Annotated in this window: 30 protein-coding genes; 5 read left to right on the top strand and 25 right to left on the bottom strand. The window is 51.4% G+C overall.

What is annotated here, in order from left to right; translation table 11 throughout:
• Positions 1 to 124: 124 nt before the first annotated feature.
• The 25 genes from rpmJ to HV037_RS01980 form a co-directional block, all read right to left on the bottom strand.
• Positions 125 to 241, bottom strand: a complete 117-nt coding sequence (gene rpmJ / locus HV037_RS02100) for a 50S ribosomal protein L36 (RefSeq protein ID WP_000868187.1) — start codon at positions 239 to 241, stop codon at positions 125 to 127.
• A gap of 30 nt (positions 242 to 271) precedes the next feature.
• Positions 272 to 1603: a preprotein translocase subunit SecY gene (secY, locus tag HV037_RS02095; protein ID WP_001118864.1), complete on the bottom strand. Its 1332-nt coding sequence runs from the start codon at positions 1601 to 1603 to the stop codon at positions 272 to 274.
• 7 nt (positions 1604 to 1610) lie between these two features.
• Complete coding sequence (rplO, locus tag HV037_RS02090) at positions 1611 to 2045, bottom strand: 50S ribosomal protein L15 (RefSeq protein ID WP_003031132.1); 435 nt, start codon at positions 2043 to 2045, stop codon at positions 1611 to 1613.
• A 3-nt stretch (positions 2046 to 2048) separates the two neighbouring features.
• Complete coding sequence (rpmD, locus tag HV037_RS02085) at positions 2049 to 2228, bottom strand: 50S ribosomal protein L30 (RefSeq protein ID WP_001140434.1); 180 nt, start codon at positions 2226 to 2228, stop codon at positions 2049 to 2051.
• Positions 2229 to 2231: 3 nt separating this feature from the next.
• Positions 2232 to 2735 carry a 30S ribosomal protein S5 gene (gene rpsE, locus HV037_RS02080; RefSeq protein ID WP_003031131.1) on the bottom strand — a complete coding sequence of 168 codons (504 nt, stop codon included), beginning with the start codon at positions 2733 to 2735 and terminating at the stop codon, positions 2232 to 2234.
• A 14-nt stretch (positions 2736 to 2749) separates the two neighbouring features.
• Complete coding sequence (gene rplR, locus HV037_RS02075) at positions 2750 to 3103, bottom strand: 50S ribosomal protein L18 (RefSeq protein ID WP_000358960.1); 354 nt, start codon at positions 3101 to 3103, stop codon at positions 2750 to 2752.
• 9 nt (positions 3104 to 3112) lie between these two features.
• Positions 3113 to 3646, bottom strand: a complete 534-nt coding sequence (gene rplF, locus HV037_RS02070) for a 50S ribosomal protein L6 (protein WP_003031129.1) — start codon at positions 3644 to 3646, stop codon at positions 3113 to 3115.
• A gap of 12 nt (positions 3647 to 3658) precedes the next feature.
• Complete coding sequence (gene rpsH, locus HV037_RS02065) at positions 3659 to 4051, bottom strand: 30S ribosomal protein S8 (protein ID WP_003031127.1); 393 nt, start codon at positions 4049 to 4051, stop codon at positions 3659 to 3661.
• A 30-nt stretch (positions 4052 to 4081) separates the two neighbouring features.
• The gene (rpsN, locus tag HV037_RS02060; RefSeq protein WP_003031125.1) at positions 4082 to 4387 is read right to left on the bottom strand and encodes a 30S ribosomal protein S14; all 306 of its coding nucleotides are present in this window, start codon (positions 4385 to 4387) and stop codon (positions 4082 to 4084) included.
• A 14-nt stretch (positions 4388 to 4401) separates the two neighbouring features.
• Positions 4402 to 4941 (bottom strand): 50S ribosomal protein L5, encoded by a 540-nt coding sequence (gene rplE / locus HV037_RS02055; protein ID WP_003031123.1) that lies wholly within the window; start codon positions 4939 to 4941, stop codon positions 4402 to 4404.
• Between the two features lie 14 nt (positions 4942 to 4955).
• Positions 4956 to 5270, bottom strand: coding sequence for a 50S ribosomal protein L24 (gene rplX / locus HV037_RS02050; protein WP_003031122.1), 315 nt, complete (start codon positions 5268 to 5270; stop codon positions 4956 to 4958).
• 10 nt (positions 5271 to 5280) lie between these two features.
• Positions 5281 to 5652: a 50S ribosomal protein L14 gene (rplN, locus tag HV037_RS02045; RefSeq protein WP_000613954.1), complete on the bottom strand. Its 372-nt coding sequence runs from the start codon at positions 5650 to 5652 to the stop codon at positions 5281 to 5283.
• A gap of 163 nt (positions 5653 to 5815) precedes the next feature.
• Positions 5816 to 6070, bottom strand: a complete 255-nt coding sequence (gene rpsQ, locus HV037_RS02040) for a 30S ribosomal protein S17 (RefSeq protein ID WP_003031120.1) — start codon at positions 6068 to 6070, stop codon at positions 5816 to 5818.
• Positions 6070 to 6261, bottom strand: a complete 192-nt coding sequence (gene rpmC / locus HV037_RS02035; protein WP_000644742.1) for a 50S ribosomal protein L29 — start codon at positions 6259 to 6261, stop codon at positions 6070 to 6072. Before rpmC ends, rpsQ begins: the two co-directional genes overlap by 1 nt.
• Positions 6261 to 6671, bottom strand: coding sequence for a 50S ribosomal protein L16 (gene rplP, locus HV037_RS02030; protein ID WP_000941212.1), 411 nt, complete (start codon positions 6669 to 6671; stop codon positions 6261 to 6263). Before rplP ends, rpmC begins: the two co-directional genes overlap by 1 nt.
• 12 nt (positions 6672 to 6683) lie before the next feature.
• Positions 6684 to 7385, bottom strand: coding sequence for a 30S ribosomal protein S3 (rpsC, locus tag HV037_RS02025; protein ID WP_000529945.1), 702 nt, complete (start codon positions 7383 to 7385; stop codon positions 6684 to 6686).
• Between the two features lie 17 nt (positions 7386 to 7402).
• Entirely contained in the window at positions 7403 to 7735 is a 333-nt protein-coding gene (gene rplV / locus HV037_RS02020; protein ID WP_000448832.1) for a 50S ribosomal protein L22, read from the bottom strand.
• Positions 7736 to 7749: 14 nt separating this feature from the next.
• Positions 7750 to 8028 (bottom strand): 30S ribosomal protein S19, encoded by a 279-nt coding sequence (rpsS, locus tag HV037_RS02015; RefSeq protein ID WP_001138115.1) that lies wholly within the window; start codon positions 8026 to 8028, stop codon positions 7750 to 7752.
• 16 nt (positions 8029 to 8044) lie between these two features.
• The gene (rplB, locus tag HV037_RS02010; RefSeq protein WP_016154746.1) at positions 8045 to 8866 is read right to left on the bottom strand and encodes a 50S ribosomal protein L2; all 822 of its coding nucleotides are present in this window, start codon (positions 8864 to 8866) and stop codon (positions 8045 to 8047) included.
• Between the two features lie 17 nt (positions 8867 to 8883).
• A complete protein-coding gene (gene rplW, locus HV037_RS02005; RefSeq protein ID WP_000617546.1) occupies positions 8884 to 9186 on the bottom strand; it encodes a 50S ribosomal protein L23 in 303 nt (100 codons plus the stop codon).
• Entirely contained in the window at positions 9183 to 9788 is a 606-nt protein-coding gene (gene rplD / locus HV037_RS02000; RefSeq protein ID WP_003031119.1) for a 50S ribosomal protein L4, read from the bottom strand. The genes rplW and rplD overlap by 4 nt, the downstream gene beginning before the upstream one ends.
• Before the next feature lie 10 nt (positions 9789 to 9798).
• Positions 9799 to 10428 (bottom strand): 50S ribosomal protein L3, encoded by a 630-nt coding sequence (rplC, locus tag HV037_RS01995; protein ID WP_003031117.1) that lies wholly within the window; start codon positions 10426 to 10428, stop codon positions 9799 to 9801.
• Positions 10429 to 10460: 32 nt separating this feature from the next.
• A complete protein-coding gene (gene rpsJ / locus HV037_RS01990) occupies positions 10461 to 10772 on the bottom strand; it encodes a 30S ribosomal protein S10 (protein WP_001181005.1) in 312 nt (103 codons plus the stop codon).
• A gap of 206 nt (positions 10773 to 10978) precedes the next feature.
• Positions 10979 to 11362 (bottom strand): hypothetical protein, encoded by a 384-nt coding sequence (locus tag HV037_RS01985; protein ID WP_049270594.1) that lies wholly within the window; start codon positions 11360 to 11362, stop codon positions 10979 to 10981.
• A complete protein-coding gene (locus tag HV037_RS01980) occupies positions 11362 to 12876 on the bottom strand; it encodes a peptidoglycan-binding protein (protein WP_103283378.1) in 1515 nt (504 codons plus the stop codon). Before HV037_RS01980 ends, HV037_RS01985 begins: the two co-directional genes overlap by 1 nt.
• Before the next feature lie 166 nt (positions 12877 to 13042).
• Here HV037_RS01980 and gspC point away from each other — a divergent pair, with 166 nt between their 5' ends.
• From gspC to gspG, 5 genes are read left to right on the top strand one after another with little or no spacing between them, the layout of a single operon-like run.
• On the top strand, positions 13043 to 13840 hold the full coding sequence (gspC, locus tag HV037_RS01975) for a type II secretion system protein GspC (RefSeq protein ID WP_016157609.1): 798 nt from the start codon (positions 13043 to 13045) through the stop codon (positions 13838 to 13840).
• 50 nt (positions 13841 to 13890) lie between these two features.
• Complete coding sequence (gspD, locus tag HV037_RS01970) at positions 13891 to 15843, top strand: type II secretion system secretin GspD (RefSeq protein ID WP_225622916.1); 1953 nt, start codon at positions 13891 to 13893, stop codon at positions 15841 to 15843.
• 6 nt (positions 15844 to 15849) lie between these two features.
• The gene (gspE, locus tag HV037_RS01965) at positions 15850 to 17340 is read left to right on the top strand and encodes a type II secretion system ATPase GspE (RefSeq protein ID WP_016157611.1); all 1491 of its coding nucleotides are present in this window, start codon (positions 15850 to 15852) and stop codon (positions 17338 to 17340) included.
• Positions 17337 to 18548 (top strand): type II secretion system inner membrane protein GspF, encoded by a 1212-nt coding sequence (gene gspF, locus HV037_RS01960; protein ID WP_016157612.1) that lies wholly within the window; start codon positions 17337 to 17339, stop codon positions 18546 to 18548. The genes gspE and gspF overlap by 4 nt, the downstream gene beginning before the upstream one ends.
• A 54-nt stretch (positions 18549 to 18602) precedes the next feature.
• On the top strand, positions 18603 to 18995 hold the full coding sequence (gene gspG, locus HV037_RS01955) for a type II secretion system major pseudopilin GspG (RefSeq protein ID WP_047358922.1): 393 nt from the start codon (positions 18603 to 18605) through the stop codon (positions 18993 to 18995).
• Position 18996 lies beyond the last annotated feature (1 nt).

The raw sequence follows: 18996 nt of genomic DNA, 5'->3' as shown, positions 1-18996 counted from the left end.
TGTACGCACCATGCTGAAAAGCCCGTTTTCAGGATACTCAAATGGAAACGCACAGACATACAAAAGATTGGCTGGCTAATCTAGCCAGCTCAACCCAACTTTGCAAGAAAAATATGCGAATAAATCAGCCTTGGCGCTGTTTATGCTTCGGCTCGGCACTGCAAATCACACGGATGACACCATCACGCTTAACGATTTTGCAGTTACGGCATAATTTCTTGACGGAAGCACGAACTTTCATTTTTACTCTCCGTAACTTCTCGGGCGACTGTTAACGGCCGTAGCCTTTCAGATTCGCCTTCTTCAATGCAGACTCGTACTGACTTGACATCATCAGAGTTTGCACTTGAGCCATAAAGTCCATAATCACGACAACAACGATAAGCAGTGAGGTCCCACCGAAGTAGAACGGTACTTTCATTGCATCACGCATGAACTCCGGGATCAGGCAGATAAAGGTAATGTAGAGCGCACCAACCAGAGTCAGGCGGGTCATTACTTTATCGATATACTTCGCCGTTTGCTCTCCCGGACGAATTCCTGGTACAAATGCACCGGACTTCTTCAGGTTATCTGCTGTTTCACGCGGGTTGAAAACCAACGCCGTGTAGAAGAAACAGAAGAATATGATTGCAGACGCATAGAGTAACACATAAAGCGGTTGCCCAGGCTGCAAATACAGCGAAATTGTTGTCAGCCAGTTCCAACCAGTCCCGCCCCCGAACCATGACGCGATGGTCGCTGGGAACAGAATAATACTGGAAGCGAAGATTGCCGGGATTACCCCCGCCATATTCACTTTCAGCGGTAAATGTGTGCTCTGTGCAGCATAGACACGACGACCTTGCTGACGTTTCGCGTAGTTTACCACAATGCGGCGTTGACCACGCTCAACAAATACAACAAAGAACGTCACTGCAAATACTAATACTGCAACCAACAGCAACACGAGGAAGTGCAGGTCGCCTTGACGCGCTTGCTCGATAGTATGGGCAATGGCTGGCGGGAGTCCCGCGACAATACCGGCGAAGATAATGATTGAGATACCGTTGCCGATACCACGTTCAGTAATCTGTTCGCCCAACCACATCAGGAACATCGTCCCTGTAACCAGACTTACAACAGCGGTGAAATAGAATGCAAAGCCTGGATTCATTACCAGGCCCTGCATACCAGGCATATTCGGCAGACCGGTAGCAATACCGATCGACTGGAATATTGCCAGCACCAGAGTACCGTAGCGGGTGTACTGGCTGATCTTACGACGACCAGACTCCCCTTCTTTCTTAATTTCTGCCAGCGTTGGATGAACCACCGTCAGCAGCTGGATAATAATCGACGCCGAAATATACGGCATGATCCCCAGAGCAAAGATAGAAGCACGGCTGAGAGCACCACCAGAGAACATGTTAAACATTTCAATGATGGTGCCTCGCTGTTGCTCAAGCAGTTTGGCAAGTACAGCGGCATCAATACCAGGGATCGGAATGAAAGAGCCAATACGGAACACAATCAGCGCGCCGATTACAAACAGCAGTCTGCGTTTCAGCTCGCCTAAGCCACCTTTGGCACTTTGAAAATCTAATCCCGGTTGTTTAGCCATCTGCTACTTATTCCTCGATTTTACCGCCAGCAGCTTCGATAGCAGCACGAGCGCCTTTAGTAACACGCAGGCCACGAACAGTTACCGGAGTAGTGACTTCACCAGCCAGAATCACTTTCGCGAACTCGATCTGGATACCGATAATGTTAGCTGCTTTCAGCGTGTTCAGGTCTACAACACCGCCTTCAACTTTAGCCAGGTCAGACAGACGAACTTCGGCTGTAATCGCTGCTTTACGTGAAGTGAAGCCGAATTTCGGCAGACGACGGTACAGAGGCATCTGACCACCCTCGAAACCGCGACGTACGCCACCGCCAGAACGAGACTTCTGACCTTTGTGACCACGACCACCGGTTTTACCGAGGCCAGAACCGATACCACGACCCAGGCGGCGAGCCGCTTTTTTAGAGCCTTCGGCCGGAGACAGAGTATTTAAACGCATCTCTTACTCCTCAACTTTAACCATGAAGGAAACCGCGTTGACCATACCACGAACAGCAGGAGTATCCTCGCGCTCTACGGTGTGACCAATACGACGCAGACCCAGGCCAAGCAGCGTTGCCTTATGTTTCGGCAGACGACCGATTGCACTGCGGGTTTGAGTAATTTTAATAGTCTTTGCCATGGTTTATTTCCCCAGAATTTCTTCAACGGATTTACCACGCTTGGCAGCGACCATTTCCGGAGATTTCATATTTTCCAGGCCATCGATAGTTGCACGAACCACGTTAATCGGGTTAGTAGAACCATAGGCTTTAGCCAGAACGTTACGAACTCCAGCGACTTCCAGAACGGCGCGCATTGCACCACCGGCGATGATACCGGTACCTTCGGAAGCCGGCTGCATGAATACACGAGAACCCGTGTGAGTACCCTTAACCGGGTGCTGCAGGGTGCCGTGGTTCAGCGCGACGTTAATCATATTGCGACGGGCTTTTTCCATCGCTTTCTGGATCGCTGCTGGAACTTCACGCGCTTTACCGTAACCAAAACCAACGCGACCGTTACCATCACCAACTACAGTCAGAGCTGTGAAGGAGAAAATACGACCACCTTTAACGGTTTTAGATACGCGGTTAACCGCGATCAGCTTTTCCTGCAGTTCGCCAGCTTGTTTTTCGATGTGAGCCATCTTACACCTCTACCTTAGAACTGAAGGCCAGCTTCACGGGCAGCATCTGCCAGTGCCTGGACACGACCATGATATTGGAACCCGGAACGGTCAAAAGAAACATCTTTGATGCCTTTTTCCAGAGCGCGTTCAGCAACAGCTTTACCTACAGCTGCAGCAGCGTCTTTGTTACCGGTGTACTTCAATTGTTCAGCGATAGCTTTTTCTACAGTAGAAGCAGCTACCAGAACTTCAGAACCGTTCGGTGCAATTACCTGTGCGTAAATATGACGCGGGGTACGATGTACCACCAGGCGAGTTGCGCCCAGCTCCTGGAGCTTGCGGCGTGCGCGGGTCGCACGACGGATACGAGCAGATTTCTTATCCATAGTGTTACCTTACTTCTTCTTAGCCTCTTTGGTACGCACGACTTCGTCGGCGTAACGAACACCCTTGCCTTTATAAGGCTCAGGACGACGGTAGGCGCGCAGATCTGCTGCAACCTGACCGATCAGCTGTTTATCAGCGCCTTTCAGCACGATTTCAGTCTGAGACGGACATTCTGCAGTAATACCCGCAGGCAGCTGATGGTCAACAGGGTGAGAGAAACCTAAAGCCAGGTTTACTACATTCCCTTTAACCGCTGCACGATAACCTACACCAACCAGCTGTAGCTTCTTAGTGAAGCCTTCGGTAACACCGACAACCATTGCATTCAGCAGGGCACGCGCGGTACCAGCCTGAGCCCATCCATCTGCGTAACCATCACGCGGACCGAAGGTCAGTGCATTATCTGCATGATTTACTGCAACAGCATCGTTGAGAGTACGAGTCAGCTCGCCGTTTTTACCTTTGATCGTAATAACCTGACCGTTGATTTTTACATCAACGCCGGCAGGAATAACGACCGGTGCTTTAGCAACACGAGACATTTTTTCCTCCGATTAGGCTACGTAGCAGATAATTTCGCCACCAAGACCAGCCTGGCGCGCTGCACGATCAGTCATAACACCTTTAGAGGTAGAAACAACTGCGATACCCATGCCAGCCATAACTTTCGGCAGCTCGTCTTTACGCTTATAAATGCGCAGACCTGGGCGACTGACACGCTGAATGCTTTCTACAACAGCTTTACCCTGGAAATACTTAAGAGTAAGTTCCAGTTCCGGCTTGGTGTCGCCTTCAACTTTAAAATCTTCAATAAAACCTTCTTCCTTCAGCACGTTGGCAATTGCCACTTTCAGCTTGGAGGAAGGCATGGTGACCGCAGCTTTATTCGCGGCCTGACCGTTACGGATACGGGTCAGCATATCCGCGATCGGATCTTGCATGCTCATCTGTCTTTACTCCCGTGATTCAATTGGTAATTACCAGCTAGCCTTTTTCAAGCCTGGTACTTCACCGCGCATAGCGGCTTCACGCAGTTTGATACGGCTCAACCCGAACTTGCCCACATAGCCATGCGGACGACCTGTTTGACGGCAGCGGTTACGCTGACGGGACGGGCTGGAATCACGCGGCAGAGACTGCAGCTTGAGAACTGCGTTCCAACGATCTTCGTCGGTCGCGTTCACATCAGAGATAATAGCTTTCAGTTCAGCGCGTTTTGCGAAGTACTTATCAGCTAAAGCTACGCGCTTTACTTCGCGTGCTTTCATTGATTGCTTAGCCATTCAGTAACCCTACCTTACTTGCGGAACGGGAAGTCAAAGGCAGCCAGCAGAGCACGGCCTTCTTCATCAGATTTCGCAGTAGTGGTAATGGTAATATCCAAACCACGCACGCGGTCGACTTTATCGTAGTCGATTTCTGGGAAGATGATCTGCTCACGGACACCCATGCTGTAGTTACCACGACCGTCGAAAGACTTAGCGGACAAGCCACGGAAGTCACGGATACGTGGAACAGCAATAGTGATCAGGCGCTCAAAGAACTCCCACATGCGTTCGCCACGCAGAGTTACTTTACAGCCGATCGGATAGCCCTGACGGATTTTGAAGCCTGCAACTGATTTGCGTGCTTTGGTGATCAGCGGTTTTTGACCGGAGATTGCTGTCAGGTCAGCTGCTGCGTTATCCAGCAGTTTCTTGTCAGCGATCGCTTCACCAACACCCATGTTCAGGGTGATCTTCTCGACCCGAGGGACTTGCATGACAGAATTGTAGTTAAACTCAGTCATGAGTTTAGCGACTACTTCGTCTTTGTAGTAATCATGCAGTTTCGCCATCGTACTACTCCAAATTACTTGATAGTTTCGCTGTTAGATTTAAAGAAACGGACTTTTTTGCCGTCTTCGAATCTAAAGCCTACACGGTCAGCCTTGCCGGTTGCCGCGTTGAAGATAGCAAGGTTAGAGATCTGAATAGCTGCTTCTTTCTCTACAATGCCGCCTGGTTGGTTCAGGGCCGGAACCGGCTTCTGATGTTTCTTAACCAGGTTGATACCTTCAACAATGACCTTGCCGGAAGACAGGACATTCTTAACTTTACCGCGTTTACCTTTATCTTTACCGGTTAACACGATAACTTCGTCATCACGACGGATCTTCGCTGCCATGATTCGCTCCTTAGAGTACTTCTGGTGCCAGAGAGATAATTTTCATGAACTTCTCGTTACGAAGTTCACGAGTTACCGGCCCAAAAATACGCGTACCGATAGGTTGCTCGCTGTTATTGTTTAAAATAACGCATGCATTACCATCGAAGCGAATGACAGAACCGTCCGGGCGACGAACACCCTTCTTGGTGCGCACCACTACCGCCTTCAGCACATCACCTTTTTTGACCTTACCACGCGGAATTGCTTCCTTGATGGTGATCTTGATGATATCGCCGACGCCTGCGTAGCGACGGTGCGAGCCACCCAGAACCTTGATACACATTACGCGACGTGCACCGGAGTTGTCGGCGACGTTCAGCATAGTCTGTTCTTGGATCATTTTAGTGCTCCGCTAATGTCAACTACTACTGAGACCCGAAAATCAGGTCGTTAAAAAAGCCCCATATCGGGGGCGCGGCATTATAACACCGCTTCAACGATATGGGTAGAAAAAATAAACGGCTCATCGCTGAGCCGTTTATTCGTTGAGAATGCCTACTGTATTACAGAACGGCTTTCTCTACAACGCGAACCAGCGTCCAGGACTTAGTCTTGGACAGCGGACGGCATTCGCGGATTTCAACCACGTCACCAGTACCGCATTCGTTGTTCTCGTCATGTACGTGCAGTTTGGTCGTACGCTTAATGAATTTACCGTAGATCGGGTGTTTCACAAAACGTTCGATAGCAACAACGATGGATTTCTCCATTTTATCGCTAACAACGCGACCTTGCAGAGTACGGATTTTATCGGTCATTACGCACCCGCCTTCTCAGTCAGTAAAGTCTTAACGCGTGCGACATCACGACGCACTTGCTTCAACAGGTGAGACTGTTGCAGCTGGCCACTTGCAGCCTGCATACGCAGGTTGAACTGCTCACGCAGCAGATTCAGCAGCTCGGTGTTCAGCTCTTCAACACTCTTCTCACGCAGCTCTTTTGCTTTCATTACATCACCGTCTTAGTTACAAAGGTGGTTTTAATCGGCAGTTTCGCTGCTGCCAGCTTGAATGCTTCACGGGCCAGCTCTTCCGGTACGCCGTCCATTTCATACAGGACTTTACCCGGCTGAATCAAGGCAACCCAATACTCCACGTTACCTTTACCTTTACCCATACGCACTGCCAGCGGCTTTTCAGTGATCGGTTTGTCCGGGAATACACGGATCCAGATCTTACCTTGACGCTTAACTGCACGGGTCATAGCACGACGTGCTGCTTCGATCTGACGGGCAGTCAGACGACCACGGCCAACAGCTTTCAGACCGAAGCTGCCGAAGCTAACATCCGTACCCTGCGCCAGACCGCGGTTACGGCCTTTGTGCATTTTACGGAATTTTGTACGCTTTGGTTGTAACATCAGCGACGCTCCTTATTTACGGCCTTTACGCTGCTGCTTTTTAGGTTGCGCAGCCGGTTTTTCCGGTTGTTCAACAGCAGCCATACCACCCAGGATCTCGCCTTTGAAGATCCACACTTTAACGCCGATTACACCGTAAGTGGTGTGCGCTTCAGAGGTGTTGTAGTCGATGTCAGCACGCAGAGTGTGCAGAGGTACGCGACCTTCGCGGTACCATTCGGTACGTGCGATTTCCGCGCCGCCCAGACGGCCGCTAACTTCAACTTTAATACCTTTAGCGCCCAGACGCATTGCGTTCTGTACAGCACGCTTCATAGCACGACGGAACATAACACGACGTTCCAGCTGAGAAGTGATGCTGTCAGCAACCAATTTTGCATCCAGTTCAGGTTTACGCACTTCGGCGATATTGATCTGAGCAGGAACGCCAGCAATATCCGCTACGACTTTGCGCAGTTTTTCTACGTCTTCACCTTTCTTACCGATAACGATACCCGGGCGAGCGGTGTGAATGGTCACACGGATGCTCTTAGCCGGACGCTCGATAACGATACGAGATACAGACGCTTTAGCCAGTTCCTTAGTCAGGTACTGACGTACTTTAAAATCGCTGTCCAGGTTGTCAGCGAATTCTTTGGTGTTCGCAAACCAGGTTGAGTTCCATGGTTTTACAATACCCAGGCGAATACCATTAGGATGTACTTTCTGACCCATTGCTAGTCTCCAGAGTCTCAGCGATCGGACACAACCACAGTAATGTGGCTGGTGCGCTTCAGGATGCGATCTGCACGACCTTTTGCACGCGGCATAATGCGCTTCATGCTCGGGCCTTCGTCTACGAAAATTTTCGTAACTTTCAGATCGTCAATGTCAGCGCCATCGTTGTGTTCAGCGTTAGCAATGGCAGATTCCAGGACTTTCTTGACCAGTACAGCCGCTTTCTTATTGGTGTAGGTCAGAATATCCAGAGCCTGCGACACTTTCTTACCGCGAATCAGGTCTGCAACAAGGCGAACCTTCTGAGCAGAAGAACGAGCATGGCGATGTTGAGCTAAAGTTTCCATCTCTTCCTCCTACCTTATTTCTTCTTCGCTTTTTTATCAGCAGCATGGCCGCGATAAGTACGAGTCGGTGCGAATTCACCCAGTTTGTGACCGACCATTTCGTCGGAAACAAATACCGGAACGTGCTGACGACCATTATGGACAGCGATGGTCAAACCGATCATGTTAGGAAAGATCGTTGAACGACGGGACCAAGTGCGCAGGGGCTTCTTGTCTCCGCTTTCCACCGCTTTCTCTACCTTCTTCAGCAAGTGCAGGTCAATAAAAGGACCTTTCTTGAGAGAACGTGGCATGGCTTATCCTCTAAAATTATTTGCTACGGCGACGTACGATGAATTTATCAGTACGCTTGTTGCTGCGGGTCTTCTTACCTTTGGTCTGAACGCCCCACGGAGTTACCGGGTGCTTACCAAAGTTACGACCTTCACCACCACCATGTGGGTGGTCGACTGGGTTCATCGCAGTACCGCGAACGGTAGGACGAACACCACGCCAGCGTGCAGCACCTGCTTTACCCAGAACGCGCAGCATATGCTCAGCATTGCCAACTTCGCCCAGAGTTGCACGGCAGTCTGCTTCGACTTTACGCATTTCACCAGAACGCAGACGCAGGGTGACATAAGCACCATCACGAGCAACGATCTGAACGTAAGTACCAGCGGAACGTGCCAGCTGACCGCCTTTACCTGGTTTCATTTCTACGTTATGAACGGTAGAACCAACCGGGATATTGCGCATCGGCAGGGTGTTACCTGCTTTGATTGCAGCATCAACGCCAGATTGAACCTGGTCGCCAGCTTTCAGGCCTTTAGGGGCCAGGATGTAACGGCGTTCACCGTCTTTGTACAGAACCAGCGCGATGTTCGCGGAGCGGTTCGGATCGTACTCAAGACGTTCAACAACTGCCGGGATACCGTCTTTGTTGCGTTTGAAGTCAACAATACGATAAGCCTGCTTGTGACCACCACCGATGTGACGAGTGGTGATGCGGCCATTGTTGTTACGACCACCGGATTTGCTGTTTTTTTCAACCAGCGGAGCAAAAGGTTTGCCCTTGTGCAGCTCTGGGTTGACCACTTTAACAACGTGGCGACGACCCGGAGATGTCGGTTTACATTTAACAACTGCCATTGTATTACTCCTCCGACTTACTCAGCGCCGCCGACGAAGTCCAGATTCTGGCCTTCCTTCAGGGTGACGTAAGCTTTTTTCCAGTCGCTACGACGACCGATACGCTGTCCGTGACGTTTAACTTTCCCTTTAACTACCAGGGTGTTAACGACTTCGACTTCGACTTCAAACAGTTTCTGCACAGCAGCTTTGATTTCTGCTTTGGTCGCGTCTTTAGCAACTTTGAGAACGATGGTGTTAGTTTTTTCCATCGCAGTAGACGCTTTTTCAGAAACGTGCGGTGCGCGCAGCACTTTCAGCAGACGTTCTTCACGAATCATGCCAGCATCTCCTCAACTTGCTTAACAGCATCAGCAGTCATTACGACTTTGTCGAAGGCGATCAGGCTAACCGGGTCGATACCAGTTGCATCGCGTACGTCAACCTTGTGCAGGTTGCGCGCAGCCAGGAACAGGTTTTCGTCCAGCTCACCGGTGATGATCAGCACATCTTCCAGAGCCATGTCTTTCAGTTTCTGTGCCAGCAGCTTAGTTTTAGGCGCTTCTACAGAGAATGATTCGACAACGATCAGACGATCCTGACGTACCAGTTCGGACAGAATGCTTTTCAGCGCGCCGCGGTACATCTTTTTGTTAACTTTTTGACTGTGGTCCTGTGGACGAGCAGCGAAGGTCACGCCACCTGAACGCCAGATCGGGCTCTTGATAGAACCTGAACGCGCACGGCCGGTACCTTTCTGGCGCCACGGCTTTTTGCCTGAACCAGTTACTTCAGCACGAGTCTTCTGAGCACGAGTACCCTGACGAGCACCAGCTGCATAAGCAACAACAACCTGGTGAACCAGCGCTTCGTTGAAATCACGACCGAAGGTAGTTTCGGAAACAGTCAGCGCGCTCTGCGCGTCTTTCAATACTAATTCCATTGCTATCCCCTTACGCCTTCACAGCTGGTTTAACGATCAGGTCGCAACCGGTCGCACCCGGAACACCACCTTTAACCAGCAGCAGGTTGCGCTCAGCGTCAACACGTACTACGTCCAGGCTCTGAACGGTTACACGTTCGTTGCCCAGCTGACCTGCCATTTTCTTGCCTTTAAACACTTTGCCCGGAGTCTGGTTCTGACCGATAGAACCCGGAACGCGGTGGGACAAGGAGTTACCGTGAGTAGCGTCCTGAGTACGGAAGTTCCAGCGCTTAACGGTACCAGCGAAACCTTTACCTTTAGAGGTACCGGTTACGTCAACTTTTTTAACGTCAGCAAACAGTTCAACGCTAATGTTCTGACCAACGGTGTATTCTTCACCATCTGCCAGGCGGAACTCCCACAGGCCGCGGCCAGCTTCTACGCCAGCTTTAGCAAAGTGACCAGCTTCCGGCTTAGTTACGCGGTTAGCTTTTTTAGCACCGGTGGTAACCTGAACAGCGCGATAGCCATCGTTAGCCAGATCTTTAACCTGAGTAACGCGGTTTGCTTCAACTTCGATAACGGTTACTGGGATAGATACGCCATCTTCAGTGAAGATGCGGGTCATACCCACTTTTTTACCGACTAAACCAATCATTGTATCAACCTCTCAATCGCTCGATGACCTGATTAACCCAGGCTGATCTGCACGTCTACACCGGCAGCCAGGTCCAGACGCATCAGAGCATCAACGGTTTTTTCAGTTGGCTCAACGATGTCAACCAGACGCTTGTGAGTACGGATCTCGTACTGATCACGCGCGTCTTTGTTGACGTGCGGGGAGATCAGAACGGTGAAACGCTCTTTGCGGGTCGGCAGCGGGATCGGACCACGAACCTGCGCACCAGTGCGCTTGGCAGTCTCGACGATTTCCGCGGTTGATTGATCGATCAGACGATGATCAAACGCTTTCAAACGGATACGGATTCTTTGGTTCTGCATGAGACCAGAGCTCCAATTATTTTATAGACGAAATAGTTACTCCTCAAACCCATTACGATTGATGGGAGAGTGTAACCGTTCTTACGTAGCCCCCTGATTGGGAGCGTTGTTGACGGTAAACCGCCACAGTTCATATCGAACTACCCGTCAGATTTGACAGGCTGGCGTATTATACGTATAGCCAGTACGGATGCAAGTGATTATGGCTATTTGCCATCGATTTCTCTCAGCGCTTGTTGCACACGTGAGCGCAATACTTCGCCATCCGGCACTTCCTGCCCGGACGCTTCATCATAGGGAATCTCTTCCAACATACTGTCACCCTCTTCGTTCTGGGTGGGTAAATCGATGCGTATCGGCAGAGGTTTCCGCTTAAAAATGTAATGCACATCCGAGAGTCGATACGCCTGAGAATCGGGCACTCCCTGCGTGGTGGTTGTCGGATGGCGCACCAACCAGACATAATGTCCGTAGTAGCCGCACATTAGCATCAGGCTGACCCACAACAGCCAGCAACAGGAATGCAGCGCCTGCCGCCAGCGGCAACTCGACACTGTTTTCGCATCAATGGGTTGATAGATGTGCATCATCACATACGCTCCTTAGATGACACATGTGTGAGCACAGGTGCCGCCTCATTGATTAATACCGGCGCGTCTCCAAGACTCTGACGTAGCCTTATCAGCGTCTCTTTTCCCGGCTTACCATCCACAGGCAAATTCTCCCGCTGCTGGAATGCTTTGACCTTTTCGATTAACCATGGCGTCCATGAGCCTGATTTATCGCCGGGAACGCCCAGTGCGCGGCTCAGCATCGTATCAAACCAGATGATGGTTTCCGCCGGACTCTTTTCACCGATCTGCATTTTCCTGTCAGGCGTTAAATTGAGCATCAGGGTATAATTTCCCTGCCAGTGCTTCGCCAGCCACTCCTGACTGACGATCCAGGTTTTATTATCAATGATAAGATCCAGCTCGTTTCCTGATACACGCATCACAACACCGTAGACCGGTTGTTTATCGATATTCAAATGCGCGATCCACGGCAACCCGCGCCTGATGAGGTTATCTAAACGTTCCTTGCCGCTTTCGCACACCAACTCAGCGCGATCGGCCTGGTCACACCATGCCTCGTCATGCGCTGTGTCGAATCCCCAGACGCTGAATAATTGCTGCATGGCGTCGCGTAATCCTCCCCGTGCATCGCTAATATCCGGCAGGTTTTCCTTTTTTTGCGCCATCGCCACCGTTAACCCGGCAGGCACAGGAAGTTGAAGGGGAAAAACATCGACCGCCAGCCAACCGAACGTCAAAGCCAGCGCAGCGTAAAGTCCGGGCAATATTCCCTTGCGCAATACGCAAGAGCGGAGAGTAAATGTTTCCAGCAACAATTTTTCCTGTTGAGCGGTTAACACATCCGCTTGCCTGTCCGTTGCCATTTTTCTCGCCGCCCGGGCGATGCGCCTCAGCAACGCCAGGTTTCCCTGCACTGCCCGAACCGCTTTGCGCACAAATTCATGACGCATGCGCACAGGCTCGCCATCCGCCTCACGCAGTTGCTGTTGGTGCATAAAATCAAGATATTCATCGTCCGTCGGCGCAGCGATGATCGCCGACAGCGTAATACGCCGTTTAAGTCGTCGGTTACGCCTGAGCGCTTCGCCCCCCACCAGTAGCAAGCTGGCGCCAGCGTCAAATGAAGCCGCCAGATGACGGAAATTATCGACAAATGCCGGAAGATGTCTGGCGAGTGCGTCAGCATTATCAATGACAATTATTATTGGTTGCGCTGCCGGACTAAGGGCAGGCATCAGCGTTGACCAGAAACGGCTAATTCTCACATCTCGCCAGTCTGGCTGGAGTTTTCCGTGCGTACACGCCGTGTGTGTCAATTGACAGAAACCAGATAAACCGGTGGCGGTAAACACCACTACCCTGCCGGGAAAATCCTTACCTAACTGATAAATAAGCGTCGATTTACCACACCCCGGTTTGCCGCATAATACGCCCACATCGCCAGCGCCCAGCTCATGAATAAAGATATTCTTGATAAGGGTATGTTGCGAAAAAGAGTAAATTGCATACGGTAATTCGCGTTCAGTCATCGATAAGTTCCAGTAATTGATGCGGGTATTTAACTTATTATATGCCAGGTAAATATTATCAATTTTTTATATTTGAATTAAACGACATGTTCCGACGATTAAATTGAAAACCTGAAAGTAAGCCTATATCATGCTTCTCCCGAAAAGAACAGGCGTGCTATTAACAATGGATGTTATCGCGAAGCAATTTACCTTTATATTTAAGAGAAAGCGTAACGATGTGCTGTACTGCGTTATGTTTTTTGTCGGTGTCATTGTTATTATTCATTCGTCATATGCCTATAGATTATTTATTGATTCTATCAATACGAAAAACAAAACCAGTCAATCAATAACGTCCGTTGTCCTCAGGCTGCCAATGAATTTACCGAAAAACAGTAGGGAAAACGCGACTGATAATAAAGAAGATGTCTCAATTAAAAATTCGATGCTCGATCTCCAGCTAAATGGCATTATTGCGAGCACGCTAAAAACACGTTCACAGGCTATTATCACCATTAATGAGAAAGCAAAATTTTACAGTACCGGAGATAAGCTTGACGATCTCCCTGACGTAAAAATTACGGATATTGATAATAATAGCGTGACGATTGATAACAATGGAGCCCGGCAACGCATCGTTTTTATTGATGAGCCTGATATATCCTCCAGGGCACCGGCACCATCGCTGCCACATGACAGCGCGCCACATTCCCTCAGTGACATCATTATTACTAACTTTATCTATCAGCAGGAAGCGCTACAGGGCGTCAGATTAAACGCCCGTGGTCCGGTTGAACGTTTTATAGCAACCGGACTCAGGCCTGGCGATATTGCGATCAAAATGAACAACCATCCGCTAACTCAGGAAGCGTCAGCAAAAGCGGCACTACAGGAATTTGTAACCTTAAACTCTGCCCAGTTCACCGTAATACGAAACGGTCAGGAAGCGCTGGTGAATGTATCCGTTACTGAGAATGATTAACCTTAAGGACGACAAAATTGCGCAAAGGAATTAAAAAAACGGCTGCATGGATACTGGCGCTACAGTTTTGCTCCTTTCCATTTCAAACCATGTCAGCGCAATATTCGGCAAACTTCCAGGATGCGGATCTCCGGGAGTTTATTACCTCGGTCAGTAAGCAAATGGGCAAAACCATTCTGATCGATCCGTCCGTCCAGGGAAAAATCTCCGTTCGCAGCTTTGACAGTTTCAACGAGGAGGAATACTACCAGTTTTTTCTCAGCGTTCTCGATATCTACGGCTACTCGGTTATCACCCTGGATAACGGCCTGCTGAAGGTTGTTCGCTCCGCAACGCTTAAGACCGCGCCGGGAAAAGTATTGGCACAGTCGCAACCGGCGGTTGGCGATGAATTTATCACCCGCGTCGTGGCGCTGAAAAATGTCCCGGTACGCGATCTGGCTCCGCTATTACGCCAGATGATGGACAGCGGCGGCATTGGCAACGTCGTACACTATGATCCTTCTAATGCGCTGTTGATCACCGGTAAAGCCAATATAGTCAATCGCATCCTTGAGGTTGTGAAACGGGTCGATGTTATCGGTACTCAGGAACGTGAGCTTATCAAACTGCGCTACGCCTCGGCAGTTGATTTATCTGACGTAATTAACAGCCTGATTCGCGAAGAGTCAAAGGAAAACCCAACGCAGATCCTGCTGCCTAAAATTGTCGCCGACAAGCGCACCAACGCCCTTCTTATCAGCGGGCCGGACAATGTGCGCCAGCGGATGAAATCTTTAATCGCTAAACTGGATATCGAACAGACCACGCAGGGCAATACTCGCGTGTTCTATTTGAAATACGCCAAAGCCACTAAAATCGTTGAAGTGCTGACCGGCGTGTCAACCAAACTGACGGAAGACAAGCAGTCGTCTTCGCAGAGCGTGGCTACCCCTTCCCGGGATGTCTCGATTAACGCCGATGAACAAACCAACTCGGTGGTCATTACCGCAGACCAGAGCACCATGCAGGAGCTGGAAAAAGTCATCGCTCGTCTGGATATTCGCCGCGCACAGGTACTGGTTGAAGCCATCATTGTGGAAGTCCAGGATGGCAACGGCCTGAATCTTGGCGTGCAATGGGCCAACAGCAACGTCGGCGGTCAGCAGTTTACTAAAACGGGGCTGCCGATTTTCGACGCCTCAAGAGGCGCGCGCCAGTTTGATAAAAACGGTTCGATGACCAGTGACAACCCTATTGCCAGCGCGTTAAGCAGTTTTAACGGCCTGGCGACGGGCTTCTTTGAGGGGGACTGGAGCGTCCTGCTCACCGCGATCTCCTCCGACAACAAAAACGATATCCTCGCCACCCCCAGCATTGTGACGCTGGATAACAAAGAAGCATCGTTTAATGTCGGCCAGGATGTGCCGGTGCTTTCCGGCTCGCAAACGACCTCCGGCGACAACGTCTTTAATACGGTCGAACGTAAAACCGTCGGCACCAAACTGAAGGTCACACCGCAAATCAACGAAGGCGACGCGGTGCTGATGGAGATCGAGCAGGAGGTGTCGAGCGTCGATACCGCCTCCGGTAACGCCAGCGATCTCGGTCCGACGTTCAACACCCGTACTATCCAGAATGCCGTGCTGGTCAAAAGTGGCGAAACCGTGGTGCTGGGTGGCCTGCTGGATGATTCAAGCAAAGAGCAGGTTTCCAAAGTACCGCTGCTGGGCGATATCCCTGTTCTCGGACAGCTATTCCGCTACACCTCAACGGAAAATGCGAAGCGTAATTTAATGGTCTTTATCAGGCCGACCATTATTCGCGACGACGAGGTTTATCGTTCGCTCTCAAAGGATAAGTACACCCGATTTCGTGATTTACAGCAGCAGCGTATTGATAAGCAATCCAGTGGATTGGTCGGCGTGAAGGACGAAGAACGCCCGATGCTTAAAGAGCTGAATTTCGATGTGCCGACCGACGCGCCCAACGACCAGCCATCGCGCAATCCCTTCCGGGAATGATCCAACATGACTGACTTATGGACGCGCATTCCTCCCCAGCATCCTCTGCCGCTTAATTACGCACAGGGGCAAAAATTTGGTATCGCGGTCGCGGTGGATGAATTGTTCTACCGCACCGACACGCCGCTGGAAAACGTGCTTGAGGCCAGCGTTGCCTGTCAGCGCTTCAGCCGCCTGACGCCAGCGCAATTTGACGACCACCTGGAGCAACTTTTCCAGCACGGCGCCGGAGAGTCCCGGCAGATTGCCCAGGATATCGATCAGGAGATCGACCTGACGGCGCTGAGCGAGGAGTTACCCGACAACGCCGATCTGCTCAGTGATGAAAACGACGCACCGGTTATCCGACTGATCAACGCGGTCCTTCATGAAGCCGTGAGGGAAGGCGCGTCGGATGTGCATATCGAAACCTTCGAAAAATCTCTGGTGGTGCGTTTTCGTATCGACGGCGTCCTTAAGCCAGTCCTTCAGCCCGCTAAAAAACTGGCGCCGCTGCTGATTTCGCGTATCAAAGTAATGGCACGACTGGATATTGCCGAAAAACGACTGCCGCAGGATGGGCGTATTTCCCTGCGCCTCGGACGCAAAAATATTGATGTCCGCGTTTCGACGTTACCCTCGCAGTATGGCGAAAGAGCCGTGCTGCGTCTGCTGGATAAAAACAGTCTGCGCCTGACGCTGGAGAATATGGGGCTATCGGCGGTGGATAGCCTGCGGCTGAAGGGTTTAGTACAGCAGCCGCACGGCATCATTCTTGTCACCGGCCCGACGGGGTCGGGAAAAAGCACCACGCTGTATGCGATTCTCGCCGAGCTGAATTCCCCCCAGCGTAATATCCTGACCGTCGAAGATCCCATCGAGTACGAGCTGGAAGGCGTCGGACAAACCCAGGTAAACAGCCGGGTGGATATGTCTTTCGCCAGGGGACTGCGCGCCATCCTGCGCCAGGATCCGGACATCGTCATGGTCGGCGAAATTCGTGACGCCGAAACCGCGCAGATAGCGGTTCAGGCATCGCTCACCGGACATCTGGTGCTTTCCACCCTGCACACTAACAGCGCCTGCGGTGCGATCACCCGATTACGGGACATGGGCGTTGAACCTTTCCTGCTCTCATCATCGCTAAGCGGCGTTATCGCCCAACGCCTGGTGCGTCGCCTCTGTCCGGCCTGCCGCGCGCATGCCCCCATTCCTGACTCTCAGAAATCCCCCCTGCACGCGCTCGATCCCACCGCTCAGACAATCTGGCAGGCTTGCGGATGCGGCGAATGTCGGGGAACTGGCTACCAGGGGCGACTGGCGATTCATGAAATTATGCTGGTGGATAAAACTATGCGCAGCATCATCCATCGCGACGCCGATGAACACGCCCTGGAGCAGTGCCTGCGCCAGCAAAGCCGGAGCCTGCGGGAGAACGGCCTGCTGCGCGTGCTGGCAGGCGAAACCACGCTTGAGGAAGTCATGCGCGTCACCTCTGCCCAAGAGGATACACGATGAAATATCAGTGGCAGGCAATGGATGACAGCGGCACGACTCACCATGGAACGCTGGATGCCGCCAGCAGCAAAGAGGCGCGCGAGGCGCTGCGCGCCCAGGGTCTGCACCCGCTGGTGTTAAATGAGAAAAAGGTCATTTCGCTGTTCCGGACGATAAAAAAAACGCCTCGTTTACGGCTTAGCGGCAGTGAACTGGCGCTGTTCACCCGCCAGCTCGCCACACTGGCCAACGCTTCACTACCGCTTGAAGAGGCGCTGTTCGTTATTGGCCGGCAGAACAAAAATAATAAACTGGGGCTGGTGCTACACGACCTGCGCGAACGGATCCTCGCCGGACATACGCTTTCCGAATCGCTGGCCGCCTGGCCGCGAATCTTCGATACCGTTTACCGCACGCTGGTGAAAGCCGGTGAAAAAAGCGGACAGCTCGGCTGTGTGCTGGAAAAGCTGGCTGACTACAATGAGTTACGCCAGGCAACACGCAGTAAACTCATCCAGTCAATGGTGTACCCTTCCCTGCTGACCAGCGTGGCGATCGCCGTCGTCGCTATCCTGCTCACTACCGTAGTGCCCAAAATTGTGGAGCAGTTTCTGCATATGAAAGAAGCGCTGCCGATGTCCACGCGCGTGTTGCTGGCAATCAGCGATGCCATGCGCCACTACGGACTGTGGGTAATCGCATTGCTGCTGATTGCCTTTTTCCTGTTTCGCCACTGGCTCACCCGCCCCGGCAAACGCCATCTGTTTGACCGCTGGCTTCTTGATTTCAAACCCAGTCGCGCCCTGCTGCGCGCTATCCACTGCGCCCGTTATTTGCGCACCCTGAGCATTCTTAATATCAGCGGCGTTCCGCTGCTGGAAGGGATGACGCTGGCAACCGAAGGCATCGGTAACCGAGAAATCAGTCAGCGGCTGGGTCAGGCCGCGGAGCGCGTGCGCCAGGGCTCAGGCTTTCATCTCGCTCTGGAAAAATGCGATATCTTCCCGCCGATGATGCTCTACATGATTGCCTCCGGGGAAAAAAGCGGCCAACTCAGCGAGCTAATGGCGCGCGCCGCCGATCAGCAGGAAACACTGCTACAAAACCGCATTGCGCTGACGCTGGCGCTGTTTGAACCCGCGCTGATTATTACGATGGCGATGATTGTGCTGTTCATCATCGTCTCGGTTCTGCAACCCATTTTGCAACTCAACTCATTGGTAAGTTAAGGATAAAACGTGAATAGTGATGCACATAAGCAGCGAGGATTTACGCTGCTGGAGATGATGGTGGTGCTGGTTATTTTGGGCATCCTCGCAAGCCTGGTCGTCCCCAGCTTAATGGGCAATAAAGACAAAGCCGATCACCAGAAAGCCGTCAGCGACATCGTGGCGCTGGAGAATGCGCTGGATATGTACAAACTGGATAACTATCGCTATCCGCTGACGGCGCAGGGGCTAAAGGCGCTGGTCGAAAAACCGACCGCCAGCCCAATCCCGGAAAATTACAACGCGAAGGGATATATCAAGCGTCTGCCACAGGATCCCTGGGGTAATGAGTATCTGCTGGTAAGCCCTGGTGAACACGGCGATTACGATATTCTCTCCGCAGGTCAGGACGGTGAACCCGGCACCGCTGACGACATTACTAACTGGGAACTGGGTAAAGCGAAATAAT

The organism is Citrobacter sp. RHBSTW-00017 (genome assembly GCF_013797615.1).
In the GTDB taxonomy this organism is placed as follows: domain Bacteria; phylum Pseudomonadota; class Gammaproteobacteria; order Enterobacterales; family Enterobacteriaceae; genus Citrobacter; species Citrobacter braakii.
Note: the sequence above shows the minus strand (reverse complement) of the source record. Positions and strands in the feature narration are given on the sequence as shown.

Bases quoted from the DNA above. Each gene is read 5' to 3' on its own strand.
- rplR (WP_000358960.1), bottom strand. From the start codon at position 3,103: ATGGATAAGAAATCTGCTCGTATCCGTCGTGCGACCCGCGCACGCCGC.
- rplO (WP_003031132.1), bottom strand. From the start codon at position 2,045: ATGCGTTTAAATACTCTGTCTCCGGCCGAAGGCTCTAAAAAAGCGGCT.
- rpsQ (WP_003031120.1), bottom strand. From the start codon at position 6,070: ATGACCGATAAAATCCGTACTCTGCAAGGTCGCGTTGTTAGCGATAAA.
- rpmD (WP_001140434.1), bottom strand. From the start codon at position 2,228: ATGGCAAAGACTATTAAAATTACTCAAACCCGCAGTGCAATCGGTCGT.
- HV037_RS01980 (WP_103283378.1), bottom strand. From the start codon at position 12,876: ATGACTGAACGCGAATTACCGTATGCAATTTACTCTTTTTCGCAACAT.
- gspE (WP_016157611.1), top strand. From the start codon at position 15,850: ATGACTGACTTATGGACGCGCATTCCTCCCCAGCATCCTCTGCCGCTT.
- rpsC (WP_000529945.1), bottom strand. From the start codon at position 7,385: ATGGGTCAGAAAGTACATCCTAATGGTATTCGCCTGGGTATTGTAAAA.
- rpsN (WP_003031125.1), bottom strand. From the start codon at position 4,387: ATGGCTAAGCAATCAATGAAAGCACGCGAAGTAAAGCGCGTAGCTTTA.
- rplC (WP_003031117.1), bottom strand. From the start codon at position 10,428: ATGATTGGTTTAGTCGGTAAAAAAGTGGGTATGACCCGCATCTTCACT.
- rplD (WP_003031119.1), bottom strand. From the start codon at position 9,788: ATGGAATTAGTATTGAAAGACGCGCAGAGCGCGCTGACTGTTTCCGAA.
- gspF (WP_016157612.1), top strand. From the start codon at position 17,337: ATGAAATATCAGTGGCAGGCAATGGATGACAGCGGCACGACTCACCAT.
- rpsS (WP_001138115.1), bottom strand. From the start codon at position 8,028: ATGCCACGTTCTCTCAAGAAAGGTCCTTTTATTGACCTGCACTTGCTG.
- rplV (WP_000448832.1), bottom strand. From the start codon at position 7,735: ATGGAAACTTTAGCTCAACATCGCCATGCTCGTTCTTCTGCTCAGAAG.
- rpsE (WP_003031131.1), bottom strand. From the start codon at position 2,735: ATGGCTCACATCGAAAAACAAGCTGGCGAACTGCAGGAAAAGCTGATC.
- gspC (WP_016157609.1), top strand. From the start codon at position 13,043: ATGGATGTTATCGCGAAGCAATTTACCTTTATATTTAAGAGAAAGCGT.
- rplN (WP_000613954.1), bottom strand. From the start codon at position 5,652: ATGATCCAAGAACAGACTATGCTGAACGTCGCCGACAACTCCGGTGCA.
- rplE (WP_003031123.1), bottom strand. From the start codon at position 4,941: ATGGCGAAACTGCATGATTACTACAAAGACGAAGTAGTCGCTAAACTC.
- rpsJ (WP_001181005.1), bottom strand. From the start codon at position 10,772: ATGCAGAACCAAAGAATCCGTATCCGTTTGAAAGCGTTTGATCATCGT.
- secY (WP_001118864.1), bottom strand. From the start codon at position 1,603: ATGGCTAAACAACCGGGATTAGATTTTCAAAGTGCCAAAGGTGGCTTA.
- rplF (WP_003031129.1), bottom strand. From the start codon at position 3,646: ATGTCTCGTGTTGCTAAAGCACCGGTCGTTATTCCTGCCGGCGTTGAT.
- rpmJ (WP_000868187.1), bottom strand. From the start codon at position 241: ATGAAAGTTCGTGCTTCCGTCAAGAAATTATGCCGTAACTGCAAAATC.
- rplB (WP_016154746.1), bottom strand. From the start codon at position 8,866: ATGGCAGTTGTTAAATGTAAACCGACATCTCCGGGTCGTCGCCACGTT.
- rplX (WP_003031122.1), bottom strand. From the start codon at position 5,270: ATGGCAGCGAAGATCCGTCGTGATGACGAAGTTATCGTGTTAACCGGT.
- rplW (WP_000617546.1), bottom strand. From the start codon at position 9,186: ATGATTCGTGAAGAACGTCTGCTGAAAGTGCTGCGCGCACCGCACGTT.
- HV037_RS01985 (WP_049270594.1), bottom strand. From the start codon at position 11,362: ATGATGCACATCTATCAACCCATTGATGCGAAAACAGTGTCGAGTTGC.
- gspG (WP_047358922.1), top strand. From the start codon at position 18,603: ATGATGGTGGTGCTGGTTATTTTGGGCATCCTCGCAAGCCTGGTCGTC.
- rpmC (WP_000644742.1), bottom strand. From the start codon at position 6,261: ATGAAAGCAAAAGAGCTGCGTGAGAAGAGTGTTGAAGAGCTGAACACC.
- rpsH (WP_003031127.1), bottom strand. From the start codon at position 4,051: ATGAGCATGCAAGATCCGATCGCGGATATGCTGACCCGTATCCGTAAC.
- rplP (WP_000941212.1), bottom strand. From the start codon at position 6,671: ATGTTACAACCAAAGCGTACAAAATTCCGTAAAATGCACAAAGGCCGT.